The sequence below is a fragment of the Planctomycetota bacterium genome (genome assembly GCA_016235865.1).
Lineage (GTDB): Bacteria > Planctomycetota > MHYJ01 > JACQXL01 > JACQXL01 > JACRIK01.
The window spans coordinates 157,609-184,584 of the sequence record JACRIK010000030.1 but is presented as its reverse complement, the minus strand read 5'-3'; the positions used below and the strand labels follow the sequence as shown (position 1 = coordinate 184,584).

The window sequence follows — 26,976 nt, the reverse complement described above, 5'->3', positions numbered from 1 at the left end:
CCGCGTAGGCGGGAATCCAGTTCTTCGTTACAAACGTCTGGATTCCTGCTTTCGCAGGAATGACTATAAAAGAAAAGTATCTACTTAATCCCTTCCAGCTCCTTGACCCGCTCGGGTTTCAATTTCCCGTCCTCGGTCCAGTCGCGCAGTTTATAGAACCGGTCGATGGCCAAGGCAAACTGGGCCCGGTCCACGTGATGGCCCTTGGACACCTTAAGCGGCATCGGGTCGTCAAAATAGCGCTTGGGCAGCGTGTCGTCATCCCGGGTCAAGCCCTGTTTCAGGTTGAACATACGTTCCATATCAATAATCCGGCAGCCCACCTCCCGCAATTCTTCCTCGCTAATCTCCCAGCCGGTGGCCGCGTATATCAGGTCCCTGAAATGGGAATACTTCAGGAAATGCGGGCTGTTGAAACCGTGGCAGATGAATTTGCAGATACCCAGCGCGTCAATCACGGAAAATATATTCTCAGAGAAATAGATGGTCTTTTCCTTTTCGTCCAGTATCGTCGGGTCCTGGTTGGTGGTGCCGTATATCTTTTGCCTGACTTCGGGCGGGAGTTTGGAAAATATCTCCAGGGTCGGCCGGCTGCGCAGGTGGTCCGCGCCGCGCGACGAGGTGGCTATCCCTAGGGCAAAGGCCTTGACATACCGGACATCGTGCGGGTCGCTCTGGGGCAGGCCCTTGACCGCGGTCAGGTAATCAGCCGACTCCGGGCCGAAGGTCTTGATGGCCCGGGAACTCTCGGCCAACACATCGCCGAATCCCTCGCGCCGGGAAATCATCCGGAGCAGTTTCTTGCTCAGTTCCAAATCACCGAACCGCAGTTCCAGCCCGCCGGTGGTTTCTTTATTGATAATGCCCTTTTCATATAATTCATACGCCCAGGACAGGATACCGCCGGATGACGAGATATCCAGTCCCAGCTCGTTGCAGATATTATTCAGTTCGATGACCTGCTCAGGGGTTTCCATGCACAGATTGGCGCCCAATAGCCCGATGGCCGTATATTCCGGCCCCTCGCCGCCCATGGTATTCCGGTGCCGGCAATGAACCATGCAGGACGAGCAGGCCACCATCTTTTCCACGTGCTTATCTATCTCATGGGCGTTGAGTTCATCCACCCAGGCATTGAGTTGACTGTTCTTGGTCCGGATGGCGCCGATGGCGTTGCTGACTTCATACAACAGCGGCGTGCCGACCGTGCCCAGAATCGCCGTAATCTTCGAGGACATCAGGTAGTCCTTTATCTCCTCGACCAGTTTCTGCATCCGCTCCGGATGCTTTATCTTGATGCCCTGGCTGCCCTGGGCCACGATGGCCTTGAGGTTCTTGGAACCCATAACCGCGCCCATGCCGCACCGGCCGGCCGCGTTCTTGATGCCGGTCCGGACGCAGGCAAACCGGACCAATTTCTCGCCGGCCACGCCGCAGAGCATCATTTCGCACTGGCCCAAGTCCCGGCGGAACAACTGCTGGGCCTCCGTTGTGTCCTTGCCCCAGTATTCGGTGGCATCCCTGATTTCAATCCGTCCGTCGTGAACCAGCAGATAAGACGGCTTCCGGGCCTTGCCTAAAATAATCAGGCGGTCAAAACCGGCATAACGCAGTTCCGGGCCGAAGAACCCGCCGCAATTGGCATCGCCCAAAAACCCGGTCTCCGGCGACAGAGCGCCCACGCTGAACCGGCTGGAGGAGGGCGCCAGCGTGCCGGTCAATAAACCCGTGCCGACTAAAAGCACATTATCCGGCGACAGCGGGTCCGTGCCCTTCTTAAGGTATTTATTGAGGTAATAGGCATTCAGGCCCCGGCCGCCCAGGAACCGCTTGATTAAGCTCTCAGGGATGTCCTCAATCCGAACCTTCCGGGCCGTCAGGTCCACAATGCCCAATTTATGCTTGGTCATATGAAATTGCAACCACAGATTAACACAGATAGACACAGATAAAATCAGGATAAATCCAATTAATCTGCTAAATCCTGTTGTTTTTCTTGACTTATCGAATCTAATGAATAGTATATAGCCCTCAAACAAATATCAAGTATTTATAGAAAGAAAAAACCAGATGAAGAAGCACCCCAAGACCAAGAAATCCGCCAAGCCGGTTATGAAAGCTAAAAAAGAAACAGTTCCACCAGTAATCAAGATAGCCGTCATCGGCGCCGGTCCGATTGGCTCCATCCTGGGCGCCTATCTGTCCCGGCCCCCCATCTCTGGCGGGACCGGTAAACACCAGGTGACCATGGTCGACGTGCTCAAGGAACGGATTGAGACCATCCGGAAAATCGGCATCACCGTGGCCGGGGTGGTCAATTTCCAGACCCCGGTGCACGGCGTGACCAACAAAATCACCGAACTCAAGAACTCAAACCTGGACTACATCTTCATCTGCGTCAAGGCCTCGGCCCTGCCGGCCATCCTGCGCCAGGTGAAATCCGCCATGTCCAAACATACCGTGGTGGTCAGCTTCCAGAACGGGCTGGACGTGGAGCAGGACGTGGCTGCCGCCCTGGGCAAGAATCGGGTGATGCGCGCGGTCATCAATTACGCCGGCAATATCATGGCCGAGGGCCAAATCCTGATGTCGTTCTTCAACTCACCGAACTATATCGGCGGCCTGTCGGCCGAATCCAACCTGCTGGCGGAAAAAACCGCCAAACTCCTGACCGACACCGGGCTGACCACCAAATTCTCGACCGAGATAAAGAAATACACCTGGGAAAAGGCCGTCTTGAATTCCGCCCTGGCGCCGGTCTGCGGACTGACCCACCTGAAAATGAACGAGGCCATGGCCCTACCCCAGACCAGGACCCTGGCCCAGGACATACTTAAGGAAGGCATAGCGGTCGCCAAGGCCAACGGCTACGACCTGGGCAAGAAATTCTATTCCGAGGGGCTGGACTACCTGAACAAGACCGGGGCGCACAAGCCCTCGATGCTCATCGACATCGAGGCGCGCAACGTCACCGAGATTGATTATATGAACGGCAAGATAATGGAATACGCCCGGGCCAAGAATGTTCCCACGCCCTATAACGACACCTTAACGACATTAGTCCGGGGACTGGAAAAATCGTTCACCACGGCCGAGGCCGTGAAAAAGGAAAAGGCCGCCGAGGCCAAGGCCGAGGAACCGGCCAGCCCGCCCGTCCGGCCCGGTTACGCCCCGCCGGTAAAATGGGGCAGCGGCAAGCCCCAGGGTGAAATGAACCAGTCCAGCTTCAACCGGGGCGGCTCGTCATACGAAATGCCGGCCAAAAATAAAAACCTGAGCGCCCCGCCGACAGCCCAGCCAAAACCTGAGACCAAAAAGGCGCACGCCAAGAAGGCCAAGACCGCTAAAAAGAAAAAGGCGCTGGTCCGGGCGAGATAAGTTTTCACCACGGAGGTCACAAAGACAACCCCCTTAATCCCCCTTTACCCGTTCCGGGTTCTCGCCCTGAGAACCCGTCAGGGTTCGTAGGGTTAAGGGGGATTAATTCGTCCTATTCCCCCTTAGAAAAGGGGGCCGGGGGGTTGTTATTCCCCGTATTTCACCTCTTACTTCCCTTGACATTTAACTATTACTTTGGTATTAAGCCATCTATGCGCAAAGCCATCGTCATCGCCTCGGCCATTATTTCCATACTCTTGTCTGGCGGAATGATTGTCCTTTTAGCCTGGGCTGGGATTAAAAACACTTCTTCGCTTACCATTACTTTTTCTATCCCGCTGGCCATATTCCTGTTTGTCGCCCTGATTTCAGCGGCGGTTCTGTTTAGCATCAAGCTCAATAGACCCTTGATGGTCTTAAGCGTCATCATGGCCATGATAATCGGGTTGGGAAGCACGCTCTTATTCTTAGCAATGGCAGTCACGTTTATTCTCTATCCGGAATTGCCGTTTTTATATGCTCTGGTCTGCCTGGGATTTGTGACAATAACAATAACCTGCATCACCTACATCCGCATGGTCATGAAGTCGGCTGGGAACCAAGAAGCAGCGAAAAGATGGCCGTTCAAAACTAAAGCCGGACCAATACTGGCTATAGGCGCGGTTTTAGCTTTCAGCTTTTACTTCATTATTAATAGGGATAACGATTCACTCCATAAGGCGCTTGAGGGAGTCGACCGGATAAAAGTCAGGTCAGGGGGCACCTGTCATCGTAATACCACAGATGAAAAAGTTCTGATTGACGAGAAAAGACCGGAGTTTATACAAAATATCATTAAAAACATAAACGTCGGAACCAATATATTGCGACACGTCTCTTGCGCATGCTGTGGCAACCCGACATTTGAGTTTTATAAAAAGGACCAGCTCGTGATAAGCCTTGGTTTCCATCATGGCAAACGCCTGCGCTGGCCGGACGGTAAATGGGCCGGAGACGCCGAACTCACGAAATCCAGCGCTGCCTTTCTGGCAAAATTGCTGGCTGAAGCCAAGGAGAAGAAATAAACTAATTATACCGGCCCTTTAATCCTTCAAGTCCTTGCTGCTTATATATCCTGCGCCATTTCCAGACGGTCTGTTGGCTAACATGGAATTCATGGGCAATCCAGGAAACAGTCCGGCCCAATAACGAAAAATAAACTATCTGTGCCCGATGACGACAGCGATGTCCCTTAAGTTTCTTTGTTTTACGGTCGCAGTATAAGGAGGCATTTAAGAAACGCCGGACCTGCTCAATCTCCTCGGGGTTAACACTGATAAAAGACGGTTTTCGTGGCATAGGTGAATGATAAACTTTTCAGTGTAAAAATCAATATTTCGGCATAATCAAAATGTGAAAAGTTTAGGTTTCAACAGGTATTTTCATGACACCATAATTTTTAACATATTGATAATATTAGGGTTACAATATGGTCAATCATTAGCCGGTGGGGGGGGGTGGGGTATCCCCCCTACTGGAATAACCCAGGATAGTGTCACTTCTTAGGGTTAATAGCGCCTCTGTAGGAATTAGATGGTAACCATTTAAATATTTGATAGCAACCCTGTAAATATTGGATAGTAACCAGCTGATGATTTGATGGCCACCCCGTAAATATTGGATGGTGACCATGCAGAGATTTGATGGTAACCATGTAATGACTAGATGGTAACGACCAGGGAATTCGATAGTAACCACGTAGGCATTTGATGGCCACCCCATAAAGATTTGATGGTGACAATGTAGAAGTTTGATGGTAACGATGTAAAAATTAGGTGGTAACGATATAAATGTTAGATGCTGACGATATAAAGATTGGATAGTAACGATGTAAGGAATGGAATGTATGCACGCTGGGGCCAAGAACAAAAAAGCTGATGGCAATTCAGCCCTGTCCCGACAGGCATCGGGCCGGGAATTCGGTATGGTGTCCCCCGAATTATGTGTCAAGGGGGAATTTTGAAAATACTGCGGATTGGCCGGAATGCTGATTTCGTCACCGGATTACGGATTACAACCTCGATGTGCCCCTCTCGCCGCGCTGTTTTACCATTTTGTTTCTATTCGTCCAGGAACAGACCTACCCAGTTCACTTAATTTTTTCTCAGTACCATAAACCTTACCAGCTACGATTGTTCCTAATCGTCTTATTTCCATCGTTTCCTTCAAAACAATTTCAGTTGGAGCTATCCATGGATTCAGAGTGAACATTTTTAATAGACCTACGCCACAGTCACAAATAATATTTAATATTTTTTCAGTTCTGCGTGAATACGTGCGAATACCAATTTTCCTTGCCGATTCTACTGCTAAGTTAAGAGCAATGGTATCATGGTGTTTCGACGGTAAATCTATATACTCATAAGACATAGCATTCCTTGCCTTAAGAACATTTTCAGCCCAACAACTAATACGATTATTGGGTGTTTTCTCAGCATATGCACTCGCCAATATTATAGATGCGAAATAATTCTGGGTATTTGAAATATCGTAATCACTAGATGCGGAGCTATTTAATTTGTCCAATACAGGCACCCTGAAAGGATGGTGTATTATTTGATATTTTGATTTTTTGGCTACATAATCGTGATATACTCCTCTTATCAAAGCAGAAACAATATAGCAGTCCCACATGGTTCTGAATTCGGAATCATTGGGGATACGATTCGAATAGTCTTTAAGTATTTTTAAATCACAGCTTAGTCTCCGAATCCTTTCTAATTCGCGCTTCTCAATATTCAAAATAAGTGCTAGCTGCGGGATAAACTCAGCATTAAATAATCCACGCAATCTCTTGGAATGTTCCACCCAAGCATGCTTAACTGCCAGATTAATCCATTTTGAAAAATTTTCACGGTCCGCCTTTAGTTCCCCGTATACATTAACAATTCTTTTGGTATTTTTGTTTGCCCATTTTTTCGTGGCATTTATCGCTAATCTCTGAATCTCAGAATTCGGTTTAATATGAGTTATAGTACTACTTAAAGATTTTGTAAGATGCTCGTATTCACCTGTGGCTGGTCCTTCATTCCTGCTAGGTGCAGGGGCCATTTTAAGATTTTGCATATTGATTATTGCACAGGTAGTTTCCACAGCCCCACGCCAAGTCCAGCCATACCATTCTTTTGGCTGGTCATTTCTATAAAAAGAAATAATCTCATAAACCGAAGCAGAATCAATATAACCTTCACTCATATAATACCTCTCAGAATTCCTATAACACAATATCTCTAATCCGGTTCCACCCTATCACAGATTCCTGCCCAGCCCGGCGCTAATTGGCCCTAAGCGCAGGGTTGCGATAATACACTTGCAAGGTCAGAACTGCCACGGATGTGGTATATATCTCGCCGCCGTAAACCGACCATTGGTCGTCCACCTTCCATCTGCCATCCTTGGCCTGGCTCATCAAAACCGAGCGTTTGAGCGATTCGTTCCATCCAAATCCCTTCCGGCGGTCGGGCGGGTTATCCCATTCCGGAGACCCCATTAGGTCAGGACCGGCCCAATACCAATAATATAAATCGTAATTAAGATATGTCTCAGTCCGATACCCGCCATCTTCCTCAATCCTTAATAATCCCATCGGTTCGTTTGTTCTCAGGTGCGCCACCTGCTTTGCCTTTAGCCCATCCATCCGCTGGGCGATGGCGTCATCCGCATTGCCCATCCCCGGAACTGACTGAATCATCAGCCAGGCATTGAGTCCGGCCGCGGTCAGCCCATCCGGTCCGTTGGGATAGTCCATCCGGGCCTGAAATCCGACCAGGCCGTCGTCATTGGTCATCTCGTTCAGCCACTGACGGCTCTTGCGGAGCGCCTCTTCTACTCCCTGCATATCTAAAACAGATGCCAGGCGCAGCACCTGGATTTGCCAGACCGTGACCGAGGTATCCGGCGTCCCGCCTTTGGCATAGCCCCAGCCGCCGTTGGCGGATTGGGTCTTGATGATAAACGAAATGGCCTTCGTCACTGAATCTTCCAGTATCTCTGATAATAAATCCGGGCCTTGGGTCTTTTCGGCATAGTCCTGAGCAATGAGATAGTCCTCCAGCAAGGCATAGGTGGCGATGCCATGGTTATACAGGACCGAAGCCGGGACCCGGGCCTGGCCAACCGAATCAATCAGTCCGTTCGGCTGCTGGACTGAAATCAGATACTTGACTGATTTGTCAACCGTGCCGGAGTATTCGCCGCTCAGGTGCGAATTGCCCTGTCCGGTATAGCCGAGCGTGGCCAGACCGGTCAGGGCCACGGTGTATTCATCCCGCCCCTGTGCACAGGGGCTGGATTCATCGCGTCCGTTGTATTTTGAGGGCGTCCAGTTGCCGGCCGGTTCCTGATGCGCGGCCAGCCATTTCATCCCGTCTGCCACGGCCTGTTCAGTTCCTTTGCCGTTGTATTTGGTTAGCAATTCCTCGCGCCTGGTTTTATCTGACCGGTTGATGAGGTTAGTCATTACCTTGTCATCGCCGGCCCGGAGTTTTGCCACCAGGGCCGCCCGGTCAATCGTGATATCAACTGCGGATGCGGTTTCAGATGCCACGTCAACGGTCCGGACCGGTTCGCTTGATGTCTCGGCCTTAGGCAGGAGCACCTGGGTCCAGTGGATGACATTCTCAGGCGGCATTGGTTTCCGGTATGACTGGCTGACAAAGACAAATGCCAGCAGCGCCAGGATAACGGCGTGGAGGGCCGTAGAAAACGCCCAGGGCGGACTGCGCCTCAGGTAATATTTCAGGATATCCAACATGGTCTCGGATTGGGCAGGCGCATCGGACCGGACCGGTACCTGTGCGGCGCCCTTGACCGCCTTAAGCACACGACTGGTGAAGTCAGGAGCCGGCTCTATTTGAGGGACATCCTTGAGTGACCGGAGCGCGGCCCGGATATCGGCCAGTTCGCGCAGGCAGTCCGAGCATTTACCGATATGCCCGGTAATCTCAGCCCGCTCCTCTTTGGTCCCCTCATTGTTCAGGAAGCCGACCAGGTCATAATCTTTATTGCATTTCATATATCAGCTTAGAGCCTAGGGCTTAGAGCTCCCCGAATGCTTTCGGGGTGCTCTTTGCTCTACGCTTCCTTTATTTCTTTATCAATTCCTTCAGCCGGTCAATGGCCAGTTTCATCCGGGATTTAACCGTGCTGTAAGGCACCTCCAGTATCACGGCAATCTCGTGGTAATCCAGGTGGCTGAATACGGACAGCTCGACAATCAGGCGCTGTTCTTCCGGCACCGCCTTAAGGGCGTTCTTTAGAATCACCCCTTTTTCGTCATTTATCAGCTCATCGACCGGCCTGGGCGCGCCGGAGTCAATCATGTCCTTAAGACAATCCTCCCGGTCCCGGCCGATTGATACCTCAAGCGAGACCCGACGCGGCTTGGAGATATTCACCCGTCCGTAGTCCAGCCAGGTGTTGTGGGCAATCCGGTACAGGAAGGTGGTGAATTTCGCGCTGGGCGTATAGGTCCGGACGCTCCGGGCTAATTTAATGAACACCTCCTGGGCCAGGTCATCCGAGGACGCCTCATCGCCCAGCAGATGATAGAAGAAATTAACCACCGGCTTCTGGTAGCGGTTAATCAGCTCCTCGAGCGCCCTGAGATTGCCCTGCTCCTTGAACTCCAGAAACAACTCGATATCGGTCCGTTCCGGCATATATATAAACGAAAAAAATGGCCTTCCGGCTCAATTAATCTGGGATTTTGGATGAAATATTATATACCAGCCCCGGTTATAAAATACTAAATAAATCTGAAATATTTTTCAGATTCTGCTTGTTTTCTGTTTTGGGGCGGTTATATTATCAGTGGAAGGAGAAAAGATAACTCCCCCGTTAGGGGTAAAGAGTCCGTGAAATTCCCCTGTGTTAACAGGGCGTAAGACAAGGCGGAAAACCGCCTTATGGCGCCTTAAGGGCGCCATGGCGCTTCGGCGCCATCAGGAAACTGATAAAGACACGGACGACGAGGATCAACACCCCTAACGGGTTTAATAATTCACCCCGTTAGAAGGAAACATGGTTGTGAGATATCGCTGCAAACGCGACCGCATCATTGTTGAAAACTTCTAACGGGGTTTACCATAAATCCGGATAATGACAGAAAGGAACCTGATATCAGTCCCGTTCCGGCCGATGCCGGGTCGGGAAGGCAGGATTTTACCCCGTTAGAGATACTAAGCATCGCTTAAGAAAAAGGCCTAAGGCGAGCTATCTCTAACGGGGCGAGCCTCATCAATCTCAGACGGAACGGCAATTTCCCAGGCGTCCCGATGTTAAATCGGGGCGCTCATCGGAGCGGGGCCAGAGAGCAAACGTCTCCCGATGAACATCGGGAGATAAGAAAGTGGTCCCGAATGCTTTCGGGACCATGGCGCTTCGGCGCCAGAGGCCCAATATGAAAAACCTGAGATTGGAAAGGGAAAGGGACCATCGCAATCGCAACACCGGTTTTACCCTGGTAGAATTACTGGTGGTAATTGCCATCATATCATTATTAGCCGCGATGGCCCTGGTCGGGATACCCAGTATAATTCGGAGAGCCCGGTTGGCCGCCTGCCAGAATAACCTGAAAGGGTTATTCGTCGGGCTTCAGTTATACCAGTCCGAATTCAAGGAGTATCCGTCCGGCGAGGAATCCAGAGGCAAGAAGTTCTGGGAGTCCTTAAGGGCGCTGCCTACCCCGGATACGGCGGTCATGCACAACAGGGAATGGAAGACATTCATCTGTCCGATGACCAAGGAAAAGCCGTCGCTCGGAGTGTGCAGTTACCGCGGGCCGAATTATGAGTTCAGCGACACTGTCAGAGGCAATACCCCGCTGGCTGCTGACATGCCGGCTAACCACGGACCGCTCAAAGACAGTCCTTCGGTTAACGTGCTGTACAGCGGAGGGACTTTCGGCGAAGCGCCTTATAACTCCCAGGACTGGAATGAGGTCGAGGAAAATCTCCAGGAATAAAAAACATTGTAAACGCTCTCTGCCCCGCTCCGATGCAGCGCCCCGATCTAACATCGGGACGCTTGGGAAATTGCCGCTCCGGAATGTGCCGCTAAATATTGACCCCGCACATAAATAATGCTAATCAAATATCTTAATATAGAAATCCTGCAGATGAATATATCAGTTTTGGTTTCTGCCAGGAATGTTATGTGCGGGGTTGACTCCGCAACTAATCATGGATTAACATTATGGAAATGAATATCGCCTACACCGGCGGAATGAGATTCGACGCCCGGGCACGGAACCACACCATCGTGGTGGACCAGCCCAAGGACGGCGGCGGGCAGGATGCCGGCCCGACCCCGCCGGAATTGTTCGTGGCCAGCTTGGGCAGCTGCGTCGGGGTCTATGCGCTCTGGTTCTGCCAGAAGCGGAAAATCCCCTATGAAGGGATGAAGATTAACGTCAACTGGTCCAAGGCCGCCACCCCGCCGGCCCGGGTAGACCGGATTGAGATAAAGATAATCCTGCCCCAGGGCTGCCCGACCGAACATAAAGCGCATTTTATTGCCAGCGTGGAAAAGTGCCTGGTCCATAACAGCATCACCCAGGCGCCGGAGATAAAGATTACCGTATGATTACATTAGACCAAGTCCGGAACCATCCCGAGACCAAGATATTCATGGACATGGCCGATACCAACCTGGCCGCCATGGGCTATACCGAACACGGCGCCCGGCACGCCAAACTGGTGGCGGCCATGACCCAATATATCCTGGAGAAACTGGGCTATGACCAGAAAACCCGGATGCTCGGTGCGATTGCCGGATTCCTGCACGATATCGGCAACGCCATAAACCGCAATGACCACGGCATCTCCAGCGCCTTTCTGGCTTACCAGATTCTCAAGGACCTCAAGGCCGATAGCCAGGATATCGCCCGGATTATCTCGGCGGCCGGCAACCACGACGAGGAACGGGGCGAACCGGTCAATAACATCTCGGCCGCCGTGGTGATTGCCGACAAGGCCGATGTCCATTCCTCGCGGGTCCGAAGCACCAAGGAAATTGATTTTGACATCCACGACCGGGTCAACTACGCCGTCAAGAAATCACGGCTCCAGGTCAATCCCAAACTCAAGACCATTACCCTGGAGATTTCCATCGACAACCGCATCTCCAAAGTGATGGAGTATTTCGAGATATTCCTGACCCGGATGATGGCCTGCCAGAAGGCGGCCAAACTGCTGGGCTGTGAATTCAAGCTGGTCATCAACAATACCAAACTGCTATAAGATTACCCGCTTAATTGTCCCGGCCAAGCTGATTTATTCGCACCTGACTTTGATAATAATATTTTTATAATTTTAGTCATTTTTGTTGCAATATATCCCGATAATAACTACAGTAAAATTAGCGCTATTGGTTTAGTGCCAATAGATTAATATCTTGAAACAAGAAAGTGGCGCCTTCCGGCGCCATCTAATGGCGCGAGTCGCTAAAGGCGCCATGAGGAGCAATGACATGGGGAACAAACTGTATGTGGGCAATCTGAATTATCAGACCACGGAAGACATCCTTAAGGGTGCCTTTTCCGCCCACGGAAATGTCGTATCCGTTACCATCATCCAGGGTAAGGGATTCGGCTTCGTAGAAATGGGTTCAGACGCAGAAGCCCTGAAGGCCAAAGAGGCGCTAAACAACACCGAGGTAGACGGCCGGACCATCAAGGTGGATGAAGCCAGGCCGAAGCAAGAAGGCGGCCCGAGGCGCAGCGGCGGCTACGGCGGCGGTGGCGGCGGCGGATACCGCGGAGGCAATAGAGACAGATATTAATTTCTGTAATCTATAAACCATAAAGGGCAGTAAGGTTCGTATCATAACGAATCTGCTGCCCTTTTTTTATTCAGAGCCAGTTATGAGTGAAACGAATTACCGATTCTTACCCTGAGCGAAGCAAAGAATCAATCTGATTATGCTTAAATCCACATTCGCTTTGCTCAGTGCAAGCCCAATGCTTTATTGATGATCTGAATCAGCGGAGTAAACCAGACGCCGAGCACGAAGACGGGAATGACAAATATCAATAGCAGAATCACGTCAAAGGCATTGAGAGCAGAGCGTGGAGCGCCGGGCGCCGCGGTTTCCGGCACGTTCAGCCACATAGCCTTGACAATCCGGGCATAGTAATATAGCGAGACCACGCCGTTTAGGACGCCTAAAATAGCCAGCTTATACCAGTGAGCATCGATGACCGCGGCAAAGAGATAGAGCTTGCCGATGAATCCGGCCAGGGGCGGCAGGCCGACCAGCGAGAACAGGAATATCGCCATCAGCACCCCGAGGAACGGCATGCGCCAGCCCAAGCCCTCGTATTCGCTGATATCAACCTGGCCGGTCAGCCGCTCAATAATATAAACCACGAAGAAGGCGCCCATATTCATGAACAGATAAATCGGCAGATAGAGTACCATGGCCTGCATACCACCCTGCGTCAGGACCACCAGACCCATCAGGATATAGCCGGCGTGGGCAATGCTGGAATAGGCCAGCAGCCGCTTGAGATTGGTCTGATGCAACGCGGCCAGGTTGCCGACCGTCATGGTCAGGACCGAAATAACCGCCATGATGGTCTGCCAGTAATTCTGAAACTGCGCTGAATTCGGGATGTTTAATTCCGGGACCGCCGGAATCAGGTTGAAGAAGAAACGGATGAGAATTGCGAATCCGGCCGCCTTGGGCGCTACGGACAGGAAGGCGGTGATTTCGGTCGGCGCGCCTTCATAGACATCCGGGCACCACATATGGACCGGCACCGCCGCAATCTTGTAGCCGAAACCGACAAAAACCATGAATAACGCCGCGCTTAAGGTGAGAATCCCGGGACCGAACTTGGGCGTATTGGTCACCGCGTTGGCCAGGTCCGGCAGCGAGAGCGTTCCGTAGAGTCCATAGAAAAGCGCCATGCCGAAAATCATTATACCCGAAGCCATGGCGCCGTAGATGACGTATTTCAATCCGGCCTCGGATGATTTCAACGTCCCCTTGAGCGAGGCCACCAGCAGATACGAACAGATGCTCACGGTTTCCAGTCCCAGGTAAATCATCAGCAGGTCATTGGCCGAAGACAGAATAAATAAGCCGAGCGTGGAAATAAGCAACAACGCATAATATTCAATCCCTTGATGTTCCTTCTGCTTCGAGATGGAAAACAATACGGTCAGGCCGGCGGCGACGCAGAATAGCAGCTTGAAGAATAAAGTGAATCCATTGAGCCGAACAGTCCCTTCAAATAATGAGCTGTCAACGCCCTGAGCCAGCATATTGGCCGAGACGTAAAATGACACGACCAATACCCAAAGCGTAATATAGGGTATTAATTTCCTGCGGCCGGCAATCAGGTCAAACAGGACCACAAATACCGCCCCGCCGACCAGGACGATTTCCGGCAGGAAGTATTTCAAGCTCTCTAAATTATTCATATCTTATTTTACTAACGTAACCAGATTCTTGATTGATTCGGAAATCAGGTTGATAGCCGGCATCGGGTAGACACCCAGGAATAATACAATCAATCCCAGCGGCACCAAGGTAAACATCTCCCGGCCATTAATATCCGGCAGGTCCTTGTATTTCTCGTTAAGCGGTCCCAGGAACATCCGCTGCATGGCCCAGAGGAAATACCCGGCGGTCAGGACCACGCCGGAAACCGAAATAATGGTAATTGTGGTGAAGACATTAAACCCGCCCATGAATACCAGGATTTCGCTGATGAATCCGCTCAGGCCCGGCAGGCCCATTGAGGCAAAGAAAGCGAAGGTGGTCATCCCGGCGTAAAGCGGCATCCGGCTGGCCAGCCCGCCGAATCCGTTGATATCGCGGTGATGCGCCCGGTCGTAAATCACGCCGGCAATCAAGAAGAGCATCCCGGCGATACATCCGTGGTTAAACATCTGGAGAACCGCGCCGGTCAGGGCCGGTATGGCGCTGTCCGCCGAGACGCCGAGCCAGCAAACAACCGAAATACCCAGCAGGCAAAAGCCCATATGGCTGATGCTGGAATAGGCGATCATCCGCTTCAGGTCTTTTTGGGCCATGGTACAGAGCGCGCCATAGACGATATTTATCACGCCGATCAGCGCCATAATCAGAGCAAAACTATGCGCCGCATCAGGCAGAATCGGCAGTGAAATCCTGATGATGCCATAGACGCCCATCTTCAGAAGGATGCCGGCCAGAATAACGCTGATAGCAGTCGGCGCCTCGGTATGCGCGTCCGGCAACCAGGTATGGAACGGGAAGGCCGGCACCTTGATGGCAAAGGCAATGTATAATCCGATAAACGCCAGGAACCAGGAGGTGCCTTTGAAGGTGCTGCTGACCTTGATTAGTTCGGGTATTGAGAATGTATGCGGCGTGACGGAGAAATACAACGCCAGCATCACTAACAGCATCAGGACACTGCCGAATAAGGTGTACAGGAAGAACTTGATGGCCGCGTATTCCTTGCGCGGTCCGCCCCAGATGCCGATCAAGAAGTACATGGGCAGGAGCGTCACTTCCCAGAACACGTAGAACAGGAAGAAATCCAGGGCGCAGAACACCCCCATCATCCCGGTATTAAGAATCATATAGAGAATGAAATATCCCTTGACGCCCTTGCTGATGCCCCATGAGGCAAAGATGCCGACAAAGCAGATCAGCGGGGTTAACAGGACCATCAGGATGCCCAGCCCATCCACCCCTAAATAGTATTCCACATTAAAAGCCGGGATCCAGCTGTATTTTTCCACGAACTGGAAATCAGCCGTCTTGGTATTATAGATGGTCAGCAGGTAAATCGTCAAGGCCAGCTGGATAGCGGTAAAGAATACGGTGGTCCAGCGGATGGTCTTGTGCGCCTTGGCCGGCAGGAACAGGATAACCGGCACGGCCAGCATGGGCAGGAAAATCAGCAGAGTTAACAGATATTGTTGAATCATAATTATCATTCTCCTTATTTAATATACTATCAACGAGGATAAACCCCGTTGTCTCTTTTATCTTAATAGCCACCAGAATCCGGCAATCACCACCACCACCCCAGCCACGGCCCAGGTCAGATAGTGCTTCAGCTTGCCGGTCTGCGGCACCCGGGCCGCTTTACCGCCGGTTAATACGGTTGTGGCCGTACCGTTGACCGCCCCATCCACGAATTTGGCATCGGTCCAGCCGCTGCCATTGGAAACCCCGACGGTTCCTAATCCGGCCGCGTTGACTATCCGGTCAATTATCCCCAGGTCAATCGGATAGGCCAGCAGGTTATTCAGGCGCAGCAGGTTGTTCACAAACACCTTCTGGTAAATCTCATCCACATAGTATTTATTGAAGACCAGTTTATAGATAAAGGCGAATTTAGCCGCCAGTTGCTTGGGTATGTGCGGTTTGACCATATAGAGATAATATGCGGCGCTGATACCGGCCAGCGCCACCAAAACAGAAACCACCATCAGGATGAATTCAACCGGCGAATGGTGTTCCGGGGTGCTTGACTCATGAGGCGCCGATTCGGCCGATGCGCTGAATACCGGTTCCATAAAGTGCTCGATATGATTGGCGCCGCCGATGATGGCCGGGATGCCCACATAACCGCCGATGATTGACAACACAGCCAGTATTATCAGCGGTACGGTCATAATCCAGGGGGATTCATGCGCCGGACCCTTATGGGCTCCGTGGGAGTTATGTCCATGACTGTTATGCGCACTATCCTTGTCATCGCAGCAGACCGGCGTGCCGGATGACTCCTGCTCCGGAGTATGGTGCACCAGTTCGGAATAATTCTTGCCGAAGAAGGTCTTGAATAACAGCCGGAACATATAAAACGAGGTGCATCCGGCGGCAATCAGCCCGACCAGCCACAATGCCCAATGCCCGTGCGAAGATGAAAACGCCTTCCAGAGAATCTCATCCTTGCTGAAGAAACCGGACAGCCCCGGAATACCGGCAATGGCCAGCGTTCCGACTAGGAAGGTCCAGAATGTGACCGGCATATATTTCCTCAGGCCGCCCATCTTTTCAATATCCTGCTCGCCGCCGGTGCCGTGGATGACGCTGCCCGAACCCATAAACAACAACGCCTTAAAGAACGCGTGGGTCATCAGGTGGAAAATACCGGCCGCAAAGGCCCCCACCCCGACTCCCAAGAACATATAACCCAGCTGGCTGATAGTTGAATAGGCCAGGACCTTCTTGATATCTTTTTGGAATAATCCGATAGTGCCGGCGAACAGCGCCGTGCCCACGCCGACAATTGCCACGACCATCATGGCCGTCGGAGAAAGGACATAGACAAAATTCATCCGAGCAATCATATAAACGCCGGCCGTGACCATGGTGGCCGCGTGAATCAAGGCCGAGACCGGGGTCGGACCGGCCATGGCATCAGGCAGCCAGATATACAGCGGTATCTGGGCTGATTTACCGCAGGCGCCGATAAACAGCAATATCCCGACGGCCGTGGCAATAGCCGGCGTCAGATAATGGGCATGTTCCCTTAACTCGGTGAATGTTACGGTCCACTGACCACTGACCTGCCCCAAACTCCAGAACAGCAGCATCACGCCGAGCACAAAACCGAAGTCGCCGATCCGGTTAACGATGAATGCCTTCATCCCGGCAATGGCATTGGCCGTCTTCTCAAACCAGAATCCGATTAGCAGATATGAACATAGCCCCACGCCTTCCCAGCCGATGAACATCATCAGCAGGTTGTCGCCCGAAACCAGCAACAGCATGGCGAAGACAAACAGGTTAAGGAATCCGAAATATCTTGAATACCTCTTGTCATCAGCCATATAACCGATGGAATAGACGTGTATCAGGAATCCCACCCCGGTCACCACCAGAAGCATAATAATAGAAAGCGGGTCAACCAGGAATGCGACCGACGCCTTGAATGCGCCGGCCTGGAGCCAGGTGTAGGCGGTCTGATGGATAATCCGCTCATCGGCCGGCAGGCCCAACAGCTGGATAAAGGTAATAACCGCCAGTATGAAAGATGTAAATATAGTTCCGCAGGCAATGATACTCACCAGCATCTTGGGCAGGAATCGGCCGATAATCAGCAGGATGACTGCCCCGCAAGCCGGCAGGAACGGTATCAGCCATAAGTAATTTTCCATATATTAGCCCTTTAATTCCTTTGTCTGTTCGGTATCCACAGTCCGAAAATTCTGATAGATATTAAGTATGATAGCCAAAGCCACGGCCGCCTCGCAGACCGCAATAATGATTACAAAAATAACAAAGGTCTGTCCGCCTGTTGCCGGAGCGCCGGGAGCGACTACGCCGCCAATACCTCCGGTTCCGTAAGGCGTGATAAATCGCGAGAACGACACCAAGGCAATACTCGCGGCATTGAGAATCAGTTCAATACCCATCAATATGGCCACGGCATTCTTTCTGGTTAGGACAATAAAAAGCCCCAGGCAGAACAGCGCCGCGCTGATTATCAAGAATGTCTGCAAGGATATCATTAACTTTTCCTCTTTCTGGCCAGGTACGCCGCGCCGAGCAAAGCTCCCAATAACAGGACTGCGGCAACCTCAAAGGCCAGCAAATATCTACCCATCAGGGCATTTCCGATGTCGTTAATCGCGCCGATCTCCTGCGGTCCGACGGTCTTCCAGGGCGTCTTCATTATAAGCCAAAGCAGACCGGCGAATATAATCATCACCAGCGGAGCCGCAATATAAGGCGGCGCCGAGGGATTGGAGAGGTTCACATCCCGGACCTTGTTGGTCAGCATCACCGCAAAGAGAATCAGGACCAGGATGCCGCCGACATATATGACCACCTGAGCCACGGCCAGGAACTCAGCCGACAGGAATACGTATATCCCGGCCACGCTGAAGAAGGTCAGTAATAAAGCAAAGGCGGAATGCACGATATTGCGCGACATCGCAACAATCAGGGCCGAGCCGAGCACCAGCGCGGCTACTGCGTAGAAAATTACCTGATACATCAACTCACTCATTGCCATATATTAACTCTTTTCCGCCGGGGGTACCTGTGGCGGTGTCGCATATTGATAAACCATATCCTTACGGCTGTAACAGGACAGTTCGTATTCGTGGCTCATATATATCGCGCCGGTCGGACAGCCCTCAATGCACAAGCCGCAGAATATGCACTTTGAAATATCAACCTCGAACTTGGTCACGTCCTTCAACCGTTTCATTTCCTTGCCTTCCAGGTTAATAACCTTGGCTGGCACATCAACCTTGACGCTCTCCAGGGTAATCAAGCTGACCGGGCAGATATTGACGCAGTATAAGCAGGAAATACATTTGCTGCTGTCGCATTTAACCATCCCCCGGAACCGTTCCGGCATCTGCCAGCGCTCTTCAGGATACTGCATGGTCGCCTTCTTAGAGAAAAAATACTTGATGGTAATAGCCATCCCGACCAGAATCGACGTTAACCCAACCCAAATAGACTTAAAATAATTCACCATAATCTATATCATCATCCAGACGCCGATTATCAGCATACAGGCCAGCGAAATCGGCAGGAGCACCTTCCAGCACAGCGTCATCAGCTGGTCCACCCGATAGCGCGGCAGGGTCCAGCGCAACCACATCATCAGAAATACCAGGGCCAGCGACTTGGCCAGGAACCAGCCAAATCCCTCAATCGCTGTCAGCACTGCATAATCACCGAACAGCGCATTTAATATGAAGAAAGGCAGCGGACTCTGCCAGCCGCCCAGAAATAATATGGAGGCAATAGCGCTGACCGCGAACATGTTTCCGTATTCGCCCATATAAAAGAAGGCAAAACGCATCCCGCTGTATTCGGTGTGATAGCCGCCTACGATTTCCGACTCCGCTTCGGGGATATCAAAGGGCGTCCGGTTGACTTCGGCCATCGAAGCGATGAAATATATCAGGAAAAGAACCATGGTCAGCGGCGGATATCTGAATACCAGCCAGTTGATGATACTACCCGCTTGCAGTTCGGTTATCGTATTCATATTCATTGTGCCAGCCATCATTATTATAGTAAGGAAACAGATACCGATGGGAATCTCATAACTGATAATCTGGGCGGCCGAGCGCATCCCGCCCAGCAGAGACCACTTGTTGCCGCTGCTCCAGCCGGCCATGATAATCCCGATGACTACCAGACTGGAAATAGCCAGGATATAAAGCAGCCCAAGATTCAGATTAGTTATGCCGACATACTTGCTGAACGGCAATGCCGCAAAGATACCCAGTGTCCCGATAAACAGCACATACGGAGCCAGCCGGAAGAGTATCTTGTCCGCGGCGGTAGGTATCAGGTCTTCCTTCATCACCAGCTTAATGCCGTCCGCCATGAATTGCAACAGCCCTTGCGGCCCGACCCGGTTCGGACCCAAACGGCTCTGAAGGAATCCGGCTACCCGGCGTTCCGCATAAGCGGCCAGGCCGGCGAATAACATCATGCCGCCCAATACTATGCCGCCGAATATGAACAGCCAGACAATATACCATAATTCCACCGGCACATTTATCACCGGCAGGTTCTGCTCGGCAAAGCTCTTTATCGCGTCAATATATTCTTTCAACATATTGGATTATCTGTCTATTTCTGGCAACACTACGTCAAAACTGCCCAATGTAATGACAAAATCAGATATCATCATTCCCTTACTGATGGGCGGCACCGCACTCAGGTTATTAAAAGAGCCGGTCCGGATCTTCAGCCGGTAAGGATTGGCCGAGCCGTCGCTGACCACGTAGAATCCCAATTCACCGCGCGGATTCTCAGCCCGGACATACACCTCGCCTTGGGCCGGTTTGAATATCCGACCCACCTTGGCCCGAACATCACCGGCCGGCAACTTATCCAGCGCCTGACGGACAATCCGGATGCTCTGCTCTATCTCCCGCATCCGGACCATGTATCTGTCCCAGGCATCACCCACTTTACCCAGTTCGCCCTTGCCAACCGGGATATCAAATTCCAATTCCGGATAAACCGAATACGGCTCGTTTTTGCGTAAATCCCATTTTACCCCCGAGCCCCTTAAGGCCGGGCCGGTCACGCCGTAATCTACGGCCAAATCCGCCGGCAACACGCCGACCTTGGCCATTCGATCAATAAATATCTGGTTATACGAAAGAAGGTTGTTATACTCCACCAGTTTCTTTTCCAGAACATCGCAGAACTTGCGCGCCTTGTCGACAAATCCGTTGGGCAGATCGTCCGACACGCCGCCGATGCGCATGTAATTATAGGTCAGCCGCTGACCGCAAGTCATCTCAAATAAATCCAGTATCTCTTCCCTTTCCCGGAATCCATAGACAATCGGCGTCCAGGCGCCGGTCTCCAGCCCCATCGTGCCCATAAAAACCAGGTGCGTGGCAATCCGGTTCAATTCAGCCATTATCACCCGGATATACTCGGCCCGCTTGGGCACCTCGATAGCAGCCAGTTTCTCAATTGCCATGGCATAGGCCAAATTACAGTTCATGGCCGCCAGGTAATCTATCCGATCCGTATAGGGCATGAACTGGTGGTAATTCAGTTTCTCGGCTATCTTCTCCAGGCCCCGATGCAGGTAGCCGATTTGCGGAAACACCTCACTGATTATTTCGCCGTCGGTCTTGAGCACCTTGTTCAGCACACCGTGGGTGGAGGGATGCTGCGGGCCCATATTAATCAGCATTTCTTCGCCCACCACTACCTCTGCCATGTGTGAGGCGGCGTCTTTAACAATGCTCGTTGACCGATTATCCAACTTTAACTTTTCACTCATAAAAACCATTTATAACGGCAGTCCGCGATAAGTAGCCGGATACTGGTAATCCTTCCTTAACGGGTAACCTTCCCAATCATCAGGCAACATAATCCGCACCAGATTGCTATGCCCGTCAAACTTCACGCCGAACAGGTCATAAACCTCGCGCTCAAACCAGTTTGCCGCGCTCCAGATCTTCTCCACCGTCGGCACATTCGGATTATCCTTAGGCGTTTCAACCTTTAATGTCACCTTATGCTGATGTTTCATCGAGAAAAGGAAATACACAATTGTAAAATTAGCCGGATTATCAACCGCCGTCAGGCACATCAGCGAATCAAACCCTAAATCCGGGTTATTACGCAGGATATCCGCCACCTTCCGGATGGAATCCGGCCTGACCTTAATAAAGGGCAAAAGTGAATTATCCTGAAATTCTATACCCTCCCCAAATCTGGCCCTTAACTTCTCAAATATCACATTCGCTGTCATAAACCGTATCTTTCGTCATTAGTCCTTCGTCATTTCTTGGCAATACTCTTCTGCCTTATCAATTTCTGCAGTTTCATCAGCCCTTCCAGCAACGCCTCAGGCCTGGGCGGGCAGCCCGGGATATAAACGTCAACAGGTATCACCAAATCAGCGCCCTTGAGCACTGCATACGAATGCTTGACAAACGGCCCGCCGCTACAGGCGCACGAGCCCATGGCCATGACATACTTGGGCTCAGACATCTGTTCATATATCAGCTTCACCCGTGAGGCCATCTTGTGGGTGATGGTGCCTGCCACAATCATCAAATCCGCCTGCCGGGGCGAAGGCCTAAAAGCCTCGGCTCCAAAACGGGCGATATCATAACGGGCCATGCCGGTGGCCATCATCTCGATAGCACAACAAGCCAAACCGAACGATACCGGCCAAAGCGAATTAGCCCGGCCCCAGTTGATGAAATAATCAGCCGAGGTTACGATCAGATTCTTATTAAACCGATTCTCTATCAGACTCATATTATTGTTCTTTAGTCTTTCTTGTCCTCATCCTTCAGGTAATTAGTATCCTTGACCCAATCCAGGTCGCCCTTTTTCCATAGATAGGCCAAACCCAGCGTCAGAATGCCGACAAAAACCAGCATCTCTATGAAACCGGTCATGCCCAGTTTCTGAAAAACCACGGCCCATGGGAAAAGCACCAGGATTTCCACCTCAAATATGATAAAAATCAGGGCAATGACATAGAAATGAATATTGAACTTAATCCAGGAATTGCCGGCTGGAATCTCGCCGCATTCGTAGGTGGACGCCTTTTCAGACGAGGGTTTGCTGGGCCGGACCACCCAGGAAAACACCAGCGTGAAGAATACGCACAGGACGGCCAGGGCAATGAAGACCAAAACTGCCGCAAAATCAAATAACATAGGACTATCTTACTCGTTGTTAATCCGTCAGGATGTTACAGCGAGTTAGACCCGCCGAAACTTTAGTGTAGGCGGGTTTTCTATTGTTTGGCTGTCTTCCAAAAAAGCGAGATAAATCAAATATCAATAAAGTGTCAACATATTTAACGGAAAAAATATAGCGTCAAATAAATCAAGCGACTGCCGCATCCCGTATTAAACGAAATAACGGGGAAAATAATGAAAAATTTCTATAGTCGCTTTTTTATTGACCCTTTCTATAATATTTGTATAACTACCAAACGATTGTTTAGGAGGATAGTTTATTAAATCACAATGACTGGGCAAGGGAATCATGCCCGAGGTAACATATTCCCAATAGTGACTATAACACTATAAAAGAAGGAATTCAATATGCCAAGATATGCCTATGTCGGAGTTGACCAATCAGGTAAAAAGGTGGCCGGTGAGGTAGAAGCCCCATCTCCGCAGGACGCAACCAATCAAATCCGTAAAATGGGCTATTTCCCATCCGGCGTCAAGGAAAAAGCCGCCGGCGCATCGACGGCCGGCGCCACGGTTAAACCGAAAAAAGGATTCTATGTCGGCGGCGTCAGCCAGAAAATGCTCACCCAGTTCACGGTCCAGCTAGCCACCCTTCAGGATGCCGGCCTGCCGCTCTTGAGAAGCTTGAAGATTCTGGCCGCGCAACTAAAGCCGTCCAAATTAAAGGACGTCATCACTGATGTCTATGTTGATGTGGAAGCCGGAAACTCTTTTTCAGAGTCATTGGGGAAACACCCGAGCGTCTTTGACCGCCTTTATGTGAATATGGTCAAAGCCGGCGAAGCCGGCGGCGTGCTGGACACCGTTCTTATCAGATTAGCCACCTTCATGGAAAAAGCCCAGGCGCTAAAACGCAAGGTCATCGGCGCGATGACCTACCCGGCCGTAGTCATCCTCATCGCCGTCCTGATTCTCACCGTCATTATGACCAAAGTCGTGCCCAAGTTCGGGAAGATATTCGAGGAAATGGAAATCGGTAGCGGCCTGCCGCCCCAGACACAATTGCTGATGAGCATCAGCAATGTCCTGATCGACTACTGGTATCTGATCCCAGTCATACCACTGGCTATTTATTTTGCCGTAATCGGCATGGCGCGTTCACCCAACGGAAAAATATTCATTGACCGGATGAAACTGCGCACGCCCTTGATCGGTATCATCTTCCGCAAGGCGGCCATCGCCCGTTTTTCCAGAACCTTCGGAACACTGCTCAACAGCGGCGTACCCATCCTGGAGGCGCTGAATATCGTGAAAAACACCGTGGGCAACGAAGTGATCGCCACCGCCATCCAGCACGTCCACGACAGCATCCGCGAGGGTGAAAGCATTGTCGGGCCTCTCTCGGAAAGCAAGGTCTTTGATATGATGGTGATTAATATGATAGAAGTCGGCGAGGAAAGCGGCGAACTGGATAAAATGCTCCACAAGATTGCCGACAGTTACGAAACCGAGGTAGACGCCCTGGTCTCGTCGCTGACCACTATCATCGAGCCGGCCATCATCGTCTTCCTGGGCGTGGCCGTCGGATTCATCGTTATTGCCCTGTTCTCGCCGTTAGTGGTCCTGATGCAGCAGCTGGCAAAATAATTTCTCTAGCGGCTGGCCAGTGAAAAGGGTGTTGTTTTACGCCATATGTCTCTACGAAATAAAATATTATTGGCCCTGACCGCCGTGATGATACTCATCCTGGGCATCCTGACCTTCCATCTATGGATGACCGCCTGGGGCCGGGTCCAAACCAACCAGCGCGGAATGACCGAACTCCTCAAAAGCGTTACCCAAGACTGGCTGGCTGATGTCCGAACCGCCGAGGACTGGGAAACCCTCAAGACAAAATTAAATTACTCCACCCTCTTCACCAATTGGGTCATCGTGGACGACAAGCTTCAGCCGGTTATCTCCGCGTCCCCTATTCCCGACGCCGGTATCTTTAAAAGTGACAAGTACATCGCCGAGGTTCTTAACACCCGCCAGTCCATCTTCCGCGACGGATTTGTCATTACCCCGTTGATTATGTTCAATAACAAACTCTTCGTCATGAAGATGAAACCCCAGCAGACCTCGCCCGACCAGGATTTCAATCCCATCGAATCGGTCAAAACCATCCTGCTGGTCATGCCGCTGGGCACATTCATATTAATCTTGAGCATGTATATCCTGCTGACCAAACTGGTATTAAACCCTATCGAGGTTCTGGCAAAAGCCAGCGCTGAAATCTCCAAGGGCAATTACAATATAAATATCCCGCCCGCCCGCAGCACCGATGAAATCGGCAACCTCCTGACCACCTTTGGCACAATGGCCAAGGAACTTAACGAATACCACCATAACATGGAAGGCAAAATCCAGGAAGCCCGGGAAAAGATTCAGGCCACCGAGGCCCAGTTAATCGTGGCCCAGCGCCTGTCCGCCACCGGCACTCTGGCCGCCGGCATTGCCCACGAAATCAATAACCCCCTGGGCGGCATCCTCAACGCCGCCGACTCGCTCAAGAAAGGCAACCTGGACAAGGCCCAAACCCAGCAGTACCTAGAACTGATAATCGACGGACTGCTCAGAATCCAGGACACCCTCAAGAAAATCCTCCAGTCATTCTCGCACCGGACCTCGCCCCAGCCGCTAGACCTGAAGATTATCATTGAACGGGCCATCTCGCTGGTCCACCACCGGCTGGAAGAAAGCAAAATAACCTTAAGTAATACCCTGCCCCTTCATGTGCCCCAGGTATTCGGCGACGCCACCGAGCTCCAGCAGGTATTCCTGAATCTCCTGATGAATGCGGTTGATGCGGTCAATACTCACACCACCAAGCACGAGAAAAAGATAGAAATATTCCACGAAACGGACGATAAGAATATCACGGTCTGCCTGCGCGACACCGGCGTGGGCATGAGCCAGGAAGAACTGGCCCGCGCCTTTGATATGTTCTTCACCACCAAAGAACCGGGCAAGGGCACCGGACTGGGACTAACGGTCGCCTATAACATCGTCCAGAACCACAACGGCAAGATTGACATCCAGAGCGATAAAATCAAGGGCACTACCGTAAAGATATCCCTGCCGGTCATCAATAAAAAGATGGAATCAATGGTCAAACGGTAATCCGGATTTGCTTTGCACGCAACCGAAAAGGAGGATATGAAAATGATTATAAAAATCCTAAGCATTGTCTTCATATACTTGTGCGTTGCGACCGCTTGGGTCATTCTCGGCGCTACCGTGACGTTGCGAACCAATACGCAGGACACAAAACTGCGTGAGGCAGTCGGCGGATTATGGGGCACGCCTCAGCATCAATATGCCCCGTCGGTATATTACCAGACCGAAAAAGAGAAAAAAGTCAAGGTGGTCGAAGAGGGCCAAACCACCTACAAGACCGAGACTGAAAAAACCACTCATTATGTCCAGCTCGAGGCAAGCACCATAAATGTCGATCTCAAGTTAGACCACCGCAAGAAAGGGCTTCTCTGGTATTCGACCTACAGGGTAAAATTCCAGGGGAAATACCGTATTGTCAATCCAACCGGTGAGAATCGGGAAATATTCTTTTATTTCTCATTCCCATCCCAACAAGCCGTCTATGACAATTTTCATATCATAGTCGGAGGAAAAGAACTGAAAAACGCCAATATATCCGAAGGAAATATCATTATCCCGTTGACCCTGTCCCAGGAAAAACAAGAGGAAATAGAGGTGTTCTACGAATCACAGGGATTGGATGACTGGTGGTATAATTTTGGCGAGAATATAAACCAAATCAAGAATTTCGCCCTAACCATGCAAACCGACTTTAACCAGATTGATTTCCCTGAAAACAGCATTTCCCCGACCAAAAAAGAGCGGAAAAACAACGGGTGGGAACTCTCCTGGCGTTATTCCAACCTGCTTTCCGGCGTCCAGATAGGCATGGCCATGCCCCATAAACTCAATCCCGGCCCGTGGGCCAGCAAGGTCACCTATGCCGCGCCGGTTTCACTTTTCCTCTTCTTCTTCCTGCTATTCATCTATGCCACAGTCCGGCAGATAAAACTCCATCCGATGCACTATTTCTTCATCGGAGCGGCGTTTTTCAGCTTCCATCTTTTACTGGCTTATCTGGTCGACCACCTGCCGGTGCATCTGTCCTTCCTGATCTCATCAACCGTCGCAATAATCCTGGTCGTCTCTTACATGCGCCTGGTGGTAAGTAAACGCCTGGCCTTTGCCGGAATCGGCACAGCCCAGCTCATTTATCTGGTATTATTCTCATACACATTCTTCTTTGAAGGTTATACCGGGCTGGCTATAACCATATTCTGTGTTATCACCCTGTTCTTAGTAATGCAATTCACCGGTAAGGTTGATTGGGACGAGATATTCGCCAGGAAACAGCGTACGTCTTAGGATA

Annotated in this window: 25 protein-coding genes; 9 read left to right on the top strand and 16 right to left on the bottom strand. The window is 51.1% G+C overall.

Going from position 1 to position 26,976, the window contains the following annotated elements:
• Positions 1 to 80 precede the first annotated feature (80 nt).
• Complete coding sequence (locus HZA49_10315) at positions 81 to 1,910, bottom strand: aldehyde ferredoxin oxidoreductase family protein (GenBank protein ID MBI5779828.1); 1,830 nt, start codon at positions 1,908 to 1,910, stop codon at positions 81 to 83.
• 160 nt (positions 1,911 to 2,070) lie between these two features.
• Between HZA49_10315 and HZA49_10310 the strand changes: the two genes are divergently transcribed.
• A complete protein-coding gene (locus HZA49_10310; GenBank protein MBI5779827.1) occupies positions 2,071 to 3,378 on the top strand; it encodes a 2-dehydropantoate 2-reductase in 1,308 nt (435 codons plus the stop codon).
• A 212-nt stretch (positions 3,379 to 3,590) separates the two neighbouring features.
• Positions 3,591 to 4,442, top strand: coding sequence for a hypothetical protein (locus tag HZA49_10305; GenBank protein MBI5779826.1), 852 nt, complete (start codon positions 3,591 to 3,593; stop codon positions 4,440 to 4,442).
• Between the two features lies 1 nt (position 4,443).
• On the opposite strand, the gene HZA49_10300 is transcribed toward HZA49_10305, so the two are convergent.
• The 4 genes from HZA49_10300 to HZA49_10285 all read right to left on the bottom strand — a co-directional run bounded on the left by HZA49_10300 (position 4,444) and on the right by HZA49_10285 (position 9,077).
• Positions 4,444 to 4,716, bottom strand: a complete 273-nt coding sequence (locus tag HZA49_10300; protein ID MBI5779825.1) for a helix-turn-helix domain-containing protein — start codon at positions 4,714 to 4,716, stop codon at positions 4,444 to 4,446.
• Between the two features lie 747 nt (positions 4,717 to 5,463).
• The gene (locus HZA49_10295; GenBank protein MBI5779824.1) at positions 5,464 to 6,612 is read right to left on the bottom strand and encodes a hypothetical protein; all 1,149 of its coding nucleotides are present in this window, start codon (positions 6,610 to 6,612) and stop codon (positions 5,464 to 5,466) included.
• Between the two features lie 79 nt (positions 6,613 to 6,691).
• Positions 6,692 to 8,431, bottom strand: coding sequence for a hypothetical protein (locus HZA49_10290; protein MBI5779823.1), 1,740 nt, complete (start codon positions 8,429 to 8,431; stop codon positions 6,692 to 6,694).
• A 70-nt stretch (positions 8,432 to 8,501) separates the two neighbouring features.
• On the bottom strand, positions 8,502 to 9,077 hold the full coding sequence (locus HZA49_10285) for a sigma-70 family RNA polymerase sigma factor (GenBank protein ID MBI5779822.1): 576 nt from the start codon (positions 9,075 to 9,077) through the stop codon (positions 8,502 to 8,504).
• A 740-nt stretch (positions 9,078 to 9,817) separates the two neighbouring features.
• Here HZA49_10285 and HZA49_10280 point away from each other — a divergent pair.
• The 4 genes from HZA49_10280 (at position 9,818) to HZA49_10265 (ending at position 12,198) form a co-directional block, all read left to right on the top strand.
• Positions 9,818 to 10,381 carry a prepilin-type N-terminal cleavage/methylation domain-containing protein gene (locus HZA49_10280; GenBank protein MBI5779821.1) on the top strand — a complete coding sequence of 188 codons (564 nt, stop codon included), beginning with the start codon at positions 9,818 to 9,820 and terminating at the stop codon, positions 10,379 to 10,381.
• Positions 10,382 to 10,611: 230 nt separating this feature from the next.
• Positions 10,612 to 11,001 carry an OsmC family protein gene (locus HZA49_10275; GenBank protein ID MBI5779820.1) on the top strand — a complete coding sequence of 130 codons (390 nt, stop codon included), beginning with the start codon at positions 10,612 to 10,614 and terminating at the stop codon, positions 10,999 to 11,001.
• A complete protein-coding gene (locus tag HZA49_10270; protein ID MBI5779819.1) occupies positions 10,998 to 11,657 on the top strand; it encodes an HD domain-containing protein in 660 nt (219 codons plus the stop codon). The genes HZA49_10275 and HZA49_10270 overlap by 4 nt, the downstream gene beginning before the upstream one ends.
• A 229-nt stretch (positions 11,658 to 11,886) precedes the next feature.
• On the top strand, positions 11,887 to 12,198 hold the full coding sequence (locus tag HZA49_10265) for an RNA-binding protein (GenBank protein MBI5779818.1): 312 nt from the start codon (positions 11,887 to 11,889) through the stop codon (positions 12,196 to 12,198).
• A 164-nt stretch (positions 12,199 to 12,362) separates the two neighbouring features.
• Here HZA49_10265 and HZA49_10260 read toward each other — a convergent pair whose 3' ends face one another.
• The 11 genes from HZA49_10260 to HZA49_10210 all read right to left on the bottom strand — a co-directional run bounded on the left by HZA49_10260 (position 12,363) and on the right by HZA49_10210 (position 22,544).
• Positions 12,363 to 13,844, bottom strand: coding sequence for an NADH-quinone oxidoreductase subunit N (locus HZA49_10260; GenBank protein MBI5779817.1), 1,482 nt, complete (start codon positions 13,842 to 13,844; stop codon positions 12,363 to 12,365).
• Between the two features lie 3 nt (positions 13,845 to 13,847).
• Entirely contained in the window at positions 13,848 to 15,329 is a 1,482-nt protein-coding gene (locus tag HZA49_10255; GenBank protein ID MBI5779816.1) for an NADH-quinone oxidoreductase subunit M, read from the bottom strand.
• A gap of 72 nt (positions 15,330 to 15,401) precedes the next feature.
• Entirely contained in the window at positions 15,402 to 17,525 is a 2,124-nt protein-coding gene (nuoL, locus tag HZA49_10250) for an NADH-quinone oxidoreductase subunit L (GenBank protein ID MBI5779815.1), read from the bottom strand.
• Positions 17,526 to 17,528: 3 nt separating this feature from the next.
• On the bottom strand, positions 17,529 to 17,879 hold the full coding sequence (nuoK, locus tag HZA49_10245; GenBank protein ID MBI5779814.1) for an NADH-quinone oxidoreductase subunit NuoK: 351 nt from the start codon (positions 17,877 to 17,879) through the stop codon (positions 17,529 to 17,531).
• The gene (locus tag HZA49_10240) at positions 17,879 to 18,379 is read right to left on the bottom strand and encodes an NADH-quinone oxidoreductase subunit J (protein MBI5779813.1); all 501 of its coding nucleotides are present in this window, start codon (positions 18,377 to 18,379) and stop codon (positions 17,879 to 17,881) included. The genes nuoK and HZA49_10240 overlap by 1 nt, the downstream gene beginning before the upstream one ends.
• 9 nt (positions 18,380 to 18,388) lie before the next feature.
• Entirely contained in the window at positions 18,389 to 18,859 is a 471-nt protein-coding gene (locus tag HZA49_10235; GenBank protein ID MBI5779812.1) for an NADH-quinone oxidoreductase subunit I, read from the bottom strand.
• Positions 18,860 to 18,862: 3 nt separating this feature from the next.
• Positions 18,863 to 19,957: an NADH-quinone oxidoreductase subunit NuoH gene (gene nuoH / locus HZA49_10230; protein MBI5779811.1), complete on the bottom strand. Its 1,095-nt coding sequence runs from the start codon at positions 19,955 to 19,957 to the stop codon at positions 18,863 to 18,865.
• Between the two features lie 6 nt (positions 19,958 to 19,963).
• Positions 19,964 to 21,148 carry an NADH-quinone oxidoreductase subunit D gene (locus HZA49_10225; GenBank protein ID MBI5779810.1) on the bottom strand — a complete coding sequence of 395 codons (1,185 nt, stop codon included), beginning with the start codon at positions 21,146 to 21,148 and terminating at the stop codon, positions 19,964 to 19,966.
• 9 nt (positions 21,149 to 21,157) lie between these two features.
• Positions 21,158 to 21,622 (bottom strand): NADH-quinone oxidoreductase subunit C, encoded by a 465-nt coding sequence (locus tag HZA49_10220; GenBank protein ID MBI5779809.1) that lies wholly within the window; start codon positions 21,620 to 21,622, stop codon positions 21,158 to 21,160.
• Between the two features lie 29 nt (positions 21,623 to 21,651).
• The gene (gene nuoB, locus HZA49_10215; protein MBI5779808.1) at positions 21,652 to 22,137 is read right to left on the bottom strand and encodes an NADH-quinone oxidoreductase subunit NuoB; all 486 of its coding nucleotides are present in this window, start codon (positions 22,135 to 22,137) and stop codon (positions 21,652 to 21,654) included.
• Positions 22,138 to 22,148: 11 nt separating this feature from the next.
• Entirely contained in the window at positions 22,149 to 22,544 is a 396-nt protein-coding gene (locus tag HZA49_10210) for an NADH-quinone oxidoreductase subunit A (protein MBI5779807.1), read from the bottom strand.
• A 393-nt stretch (positions 22,545 to 22,937) separates the two neighbouring features.
• Here HZA49_10210 and HZA49_10205 point away from each other — a divergent pair, with 393 nt between their 5' ends.
• From HZA49_10205 to HZA49_10195, 3 genes are read left to right on the top strand one after another with little or no spacing between them, the layout of a single operon-like run.
• Entirely contained in the window at positions 22,938 to 24,176 is a 1,239-nt protein-coding gene (locus tag HZA49_10205; protein ID MBI5779806.1) for a type II secretion system F family protein, read from the top strand.
• A 45-nt stretch (positions 24,177 to 24,221) separates the two neighbouring features.
• Positions 24,222 to 25,691 (top strand): HAMP domain-containing histidine kinase, encoded by a 1,470-nt coding sequence (locus HZA49_10200; protein ID MBI5779805.1) that lies wholly within the window; start codon positions 24,222 to 24,224, stop codon positions 25,689 to 25,691.
• Between the two features lie 42 nt (positions 25,692 to 25,733).
• Positions 25,734 to 26,972: an inner membrane CreD family protein gene (locus tag HZA49_10195; GenBank protein MBI5779804.1), complete on the top strand. Its 1,239-nt coding sequence runs from the start codon at positions 25,734 to 25,736 to the stop codon at positions 26,970 to 26,972.
• Positions 26,973 to 26,976: the final 4 nt, after the last annotated feature.

What these genes read in the sequence shown, in the direction of transcription:
- HZA49_10200 (MBI5779805.1), top strand. Translation starts at nt 24,222, where the DNA reads ATGTCTCTACGAAATAAAATATTATTGGCCCTGACCGCCGTGATGATA.
- HZA49_10310 (MBI5779827.1), top strand. Translation starts at nt 2,071, where the DNA reads ATGAAGAAGCACCCCAAGACCAAGAAATCCGCCAAGCCGGTTATGAAA.
- HZA49_10220 (MBI5779809.1), bottom strand. Translation starts at nt 21,622, where the DNA reads ATGACAGCGAATGTGATATTTGAGAAGTTAAGGGCCAGATTTGGGGAG.
- HZA49_10210 (MBI5779807.1), bottom strand. Translation starts at nt 22,544, where the DNA reads ATGTTATTTGATTTTGCGGCAGTTTTGGTCTTCATTGCCCTGGCCGTC.
- HZA49_10300 (MBI5779825.1), bottom strand. Translation starts at nt 4,716, where the DNA reads ATGCCACGAAAACCGTCTTTTATCAGTGTTAACCCCGAGGAGATTGAG.
- HZA49_10235 (MBI5779812.1), bottom strand. Translation starts at nt 18,859, where the DNA reads ATGGTGAATTATTTTAAGTCTATTTGGGTTGGGTTAACGTCGATTCTG.
- HZA49_10305 (MBI5779826.1), top strand. Translation starts at nt 3,591, where the DNA reads ATGCGCAAAGCCATCGTCATCGCCTCGGCCATTATTTCCATACTCTTG.
- nuoH (MBI5779811.1), bottom strand. Translation starts at nt 19,957, where the DNA reads ATGTTGAAAGAATATATTGACGCGATAAAGAGCTTTGCCGAGCAGAAC.
- HZA49_10195 (MBI5779804.1), top strand. Translation starts at nt 25,734, where the DNA reads ATGATTATAAAAATCCTAAGCATTGTCTTCATATACTTGTGCGTTGCG.
- HZA49_10240 (MBI5779813.1), bottom strand. Translation starts at nt 18,379, where the DNA reads ATGAGTGAGTTGATGTATCAGGTAATTTTCTACGCAGTAGCCGCGCTG.
- nuoK (MBI5779814.1), bottom strand. Translation starts at nt 17,879, where the DNA reads ATGATATCCTTGCAGACATTCTTGATAATCAGCGCGGCGCTGTTCTGC.
- HZA49_10275 (MBI5779820.1), top strand. Translation starts at nt 10,612, where the DNA reads ATGGAAATGAATATCGCCTACACCGGCGGAATGAGATTCGACGCCCGG.
- HZA49_10260 (MBI5779817.1), bottom strand. Translation starts at nt 13,844, where the DNA reads ATGAATAATTTAGAGAGCTTGAAATACTTCCTGCCGGAAATCGTCCTG.
- HZA49_10285 (MBI5779822.1), bottom strand. Translation starts at nt 9,077, where the DNA reads ATGCCGGAACGGACCGATATCGAGTTGTTTCTGGAGTTCAAGGAGCAG.
- HZA49_10290 (MBI5779823.1), bottom strand. Translation starts at nt 8,431, where the DNA reads ATGAAATGCAATAAAGATTATGACCTGGTCGGCTTCCTGAACAATGAG.
- HZA49_10315 (MBI5779828.1), bottom strand. Translation starts at nt 1,910, where the DNA reads ATGACCAAGCATAAATTGGGCATTGTGGACCTGACGGCCCGGAAGGTT.
- HZA49_10270 (MBI5779819.1), top strand. Translation starts at nt 10,998, where the DNA reads ATGATTACATTAGACCAAGTCCGGAACCATCCCGAGACCAAGATATTC.
- nuoL (MBI5779815.1), bottom strand. Translation starts at nt 17,525, where the DNA reads ATGGAAAATTACTTATGGCTGATACCGTTCCTGCCGGCTTGCGGGGCA.
- nuoB (MBI5779808.1), bottom strand. Translation starts at nt 22,137, where the DNA reads ATGAGTCTGATAGAGAATCGGTTTAATAAGAATCTGATCGTAACCTCG.
- HZA49_10295 (MBI5779824.1), bottom strand. Translation starts at nt 6,612, where the DNA reads ATGAGTGAAGGTTATATTGATTCTGCTTCGGTTTATGAGATTATTTCT.
- HZA49_10225 (MBI5779810.1), bottom strand. Translation starts at nt 21,148, where the DNA reads ATGAGTGAAAAGTTAAAGTTGGATAATCGGTCAACGAGCATTGTTAAA.
- HZA49_10280 (MBI5779821.1), top strand. Translation starts at nt 9,818, where the DNA reads ATGAAAAACCTGAGATTGGAAAGGGAAAGGGACCATCGCAATCGCAAC.
- HZA49_10205 (MBI5779806.1), top strand. Translation starts at nt 22,938, where the DNA reads ATGCCAAGATATGCCTATGTCGGAGTTGACCAATCAGGTAAAAAGGTG.
- HZA49_10265 (MBI5779818.1), top strand. Translation starts at nt 11,887, where the DNA reads ATGGGGAACAAACTGTATGTGGGCAATCTGAATTATCAGACCACGGAA.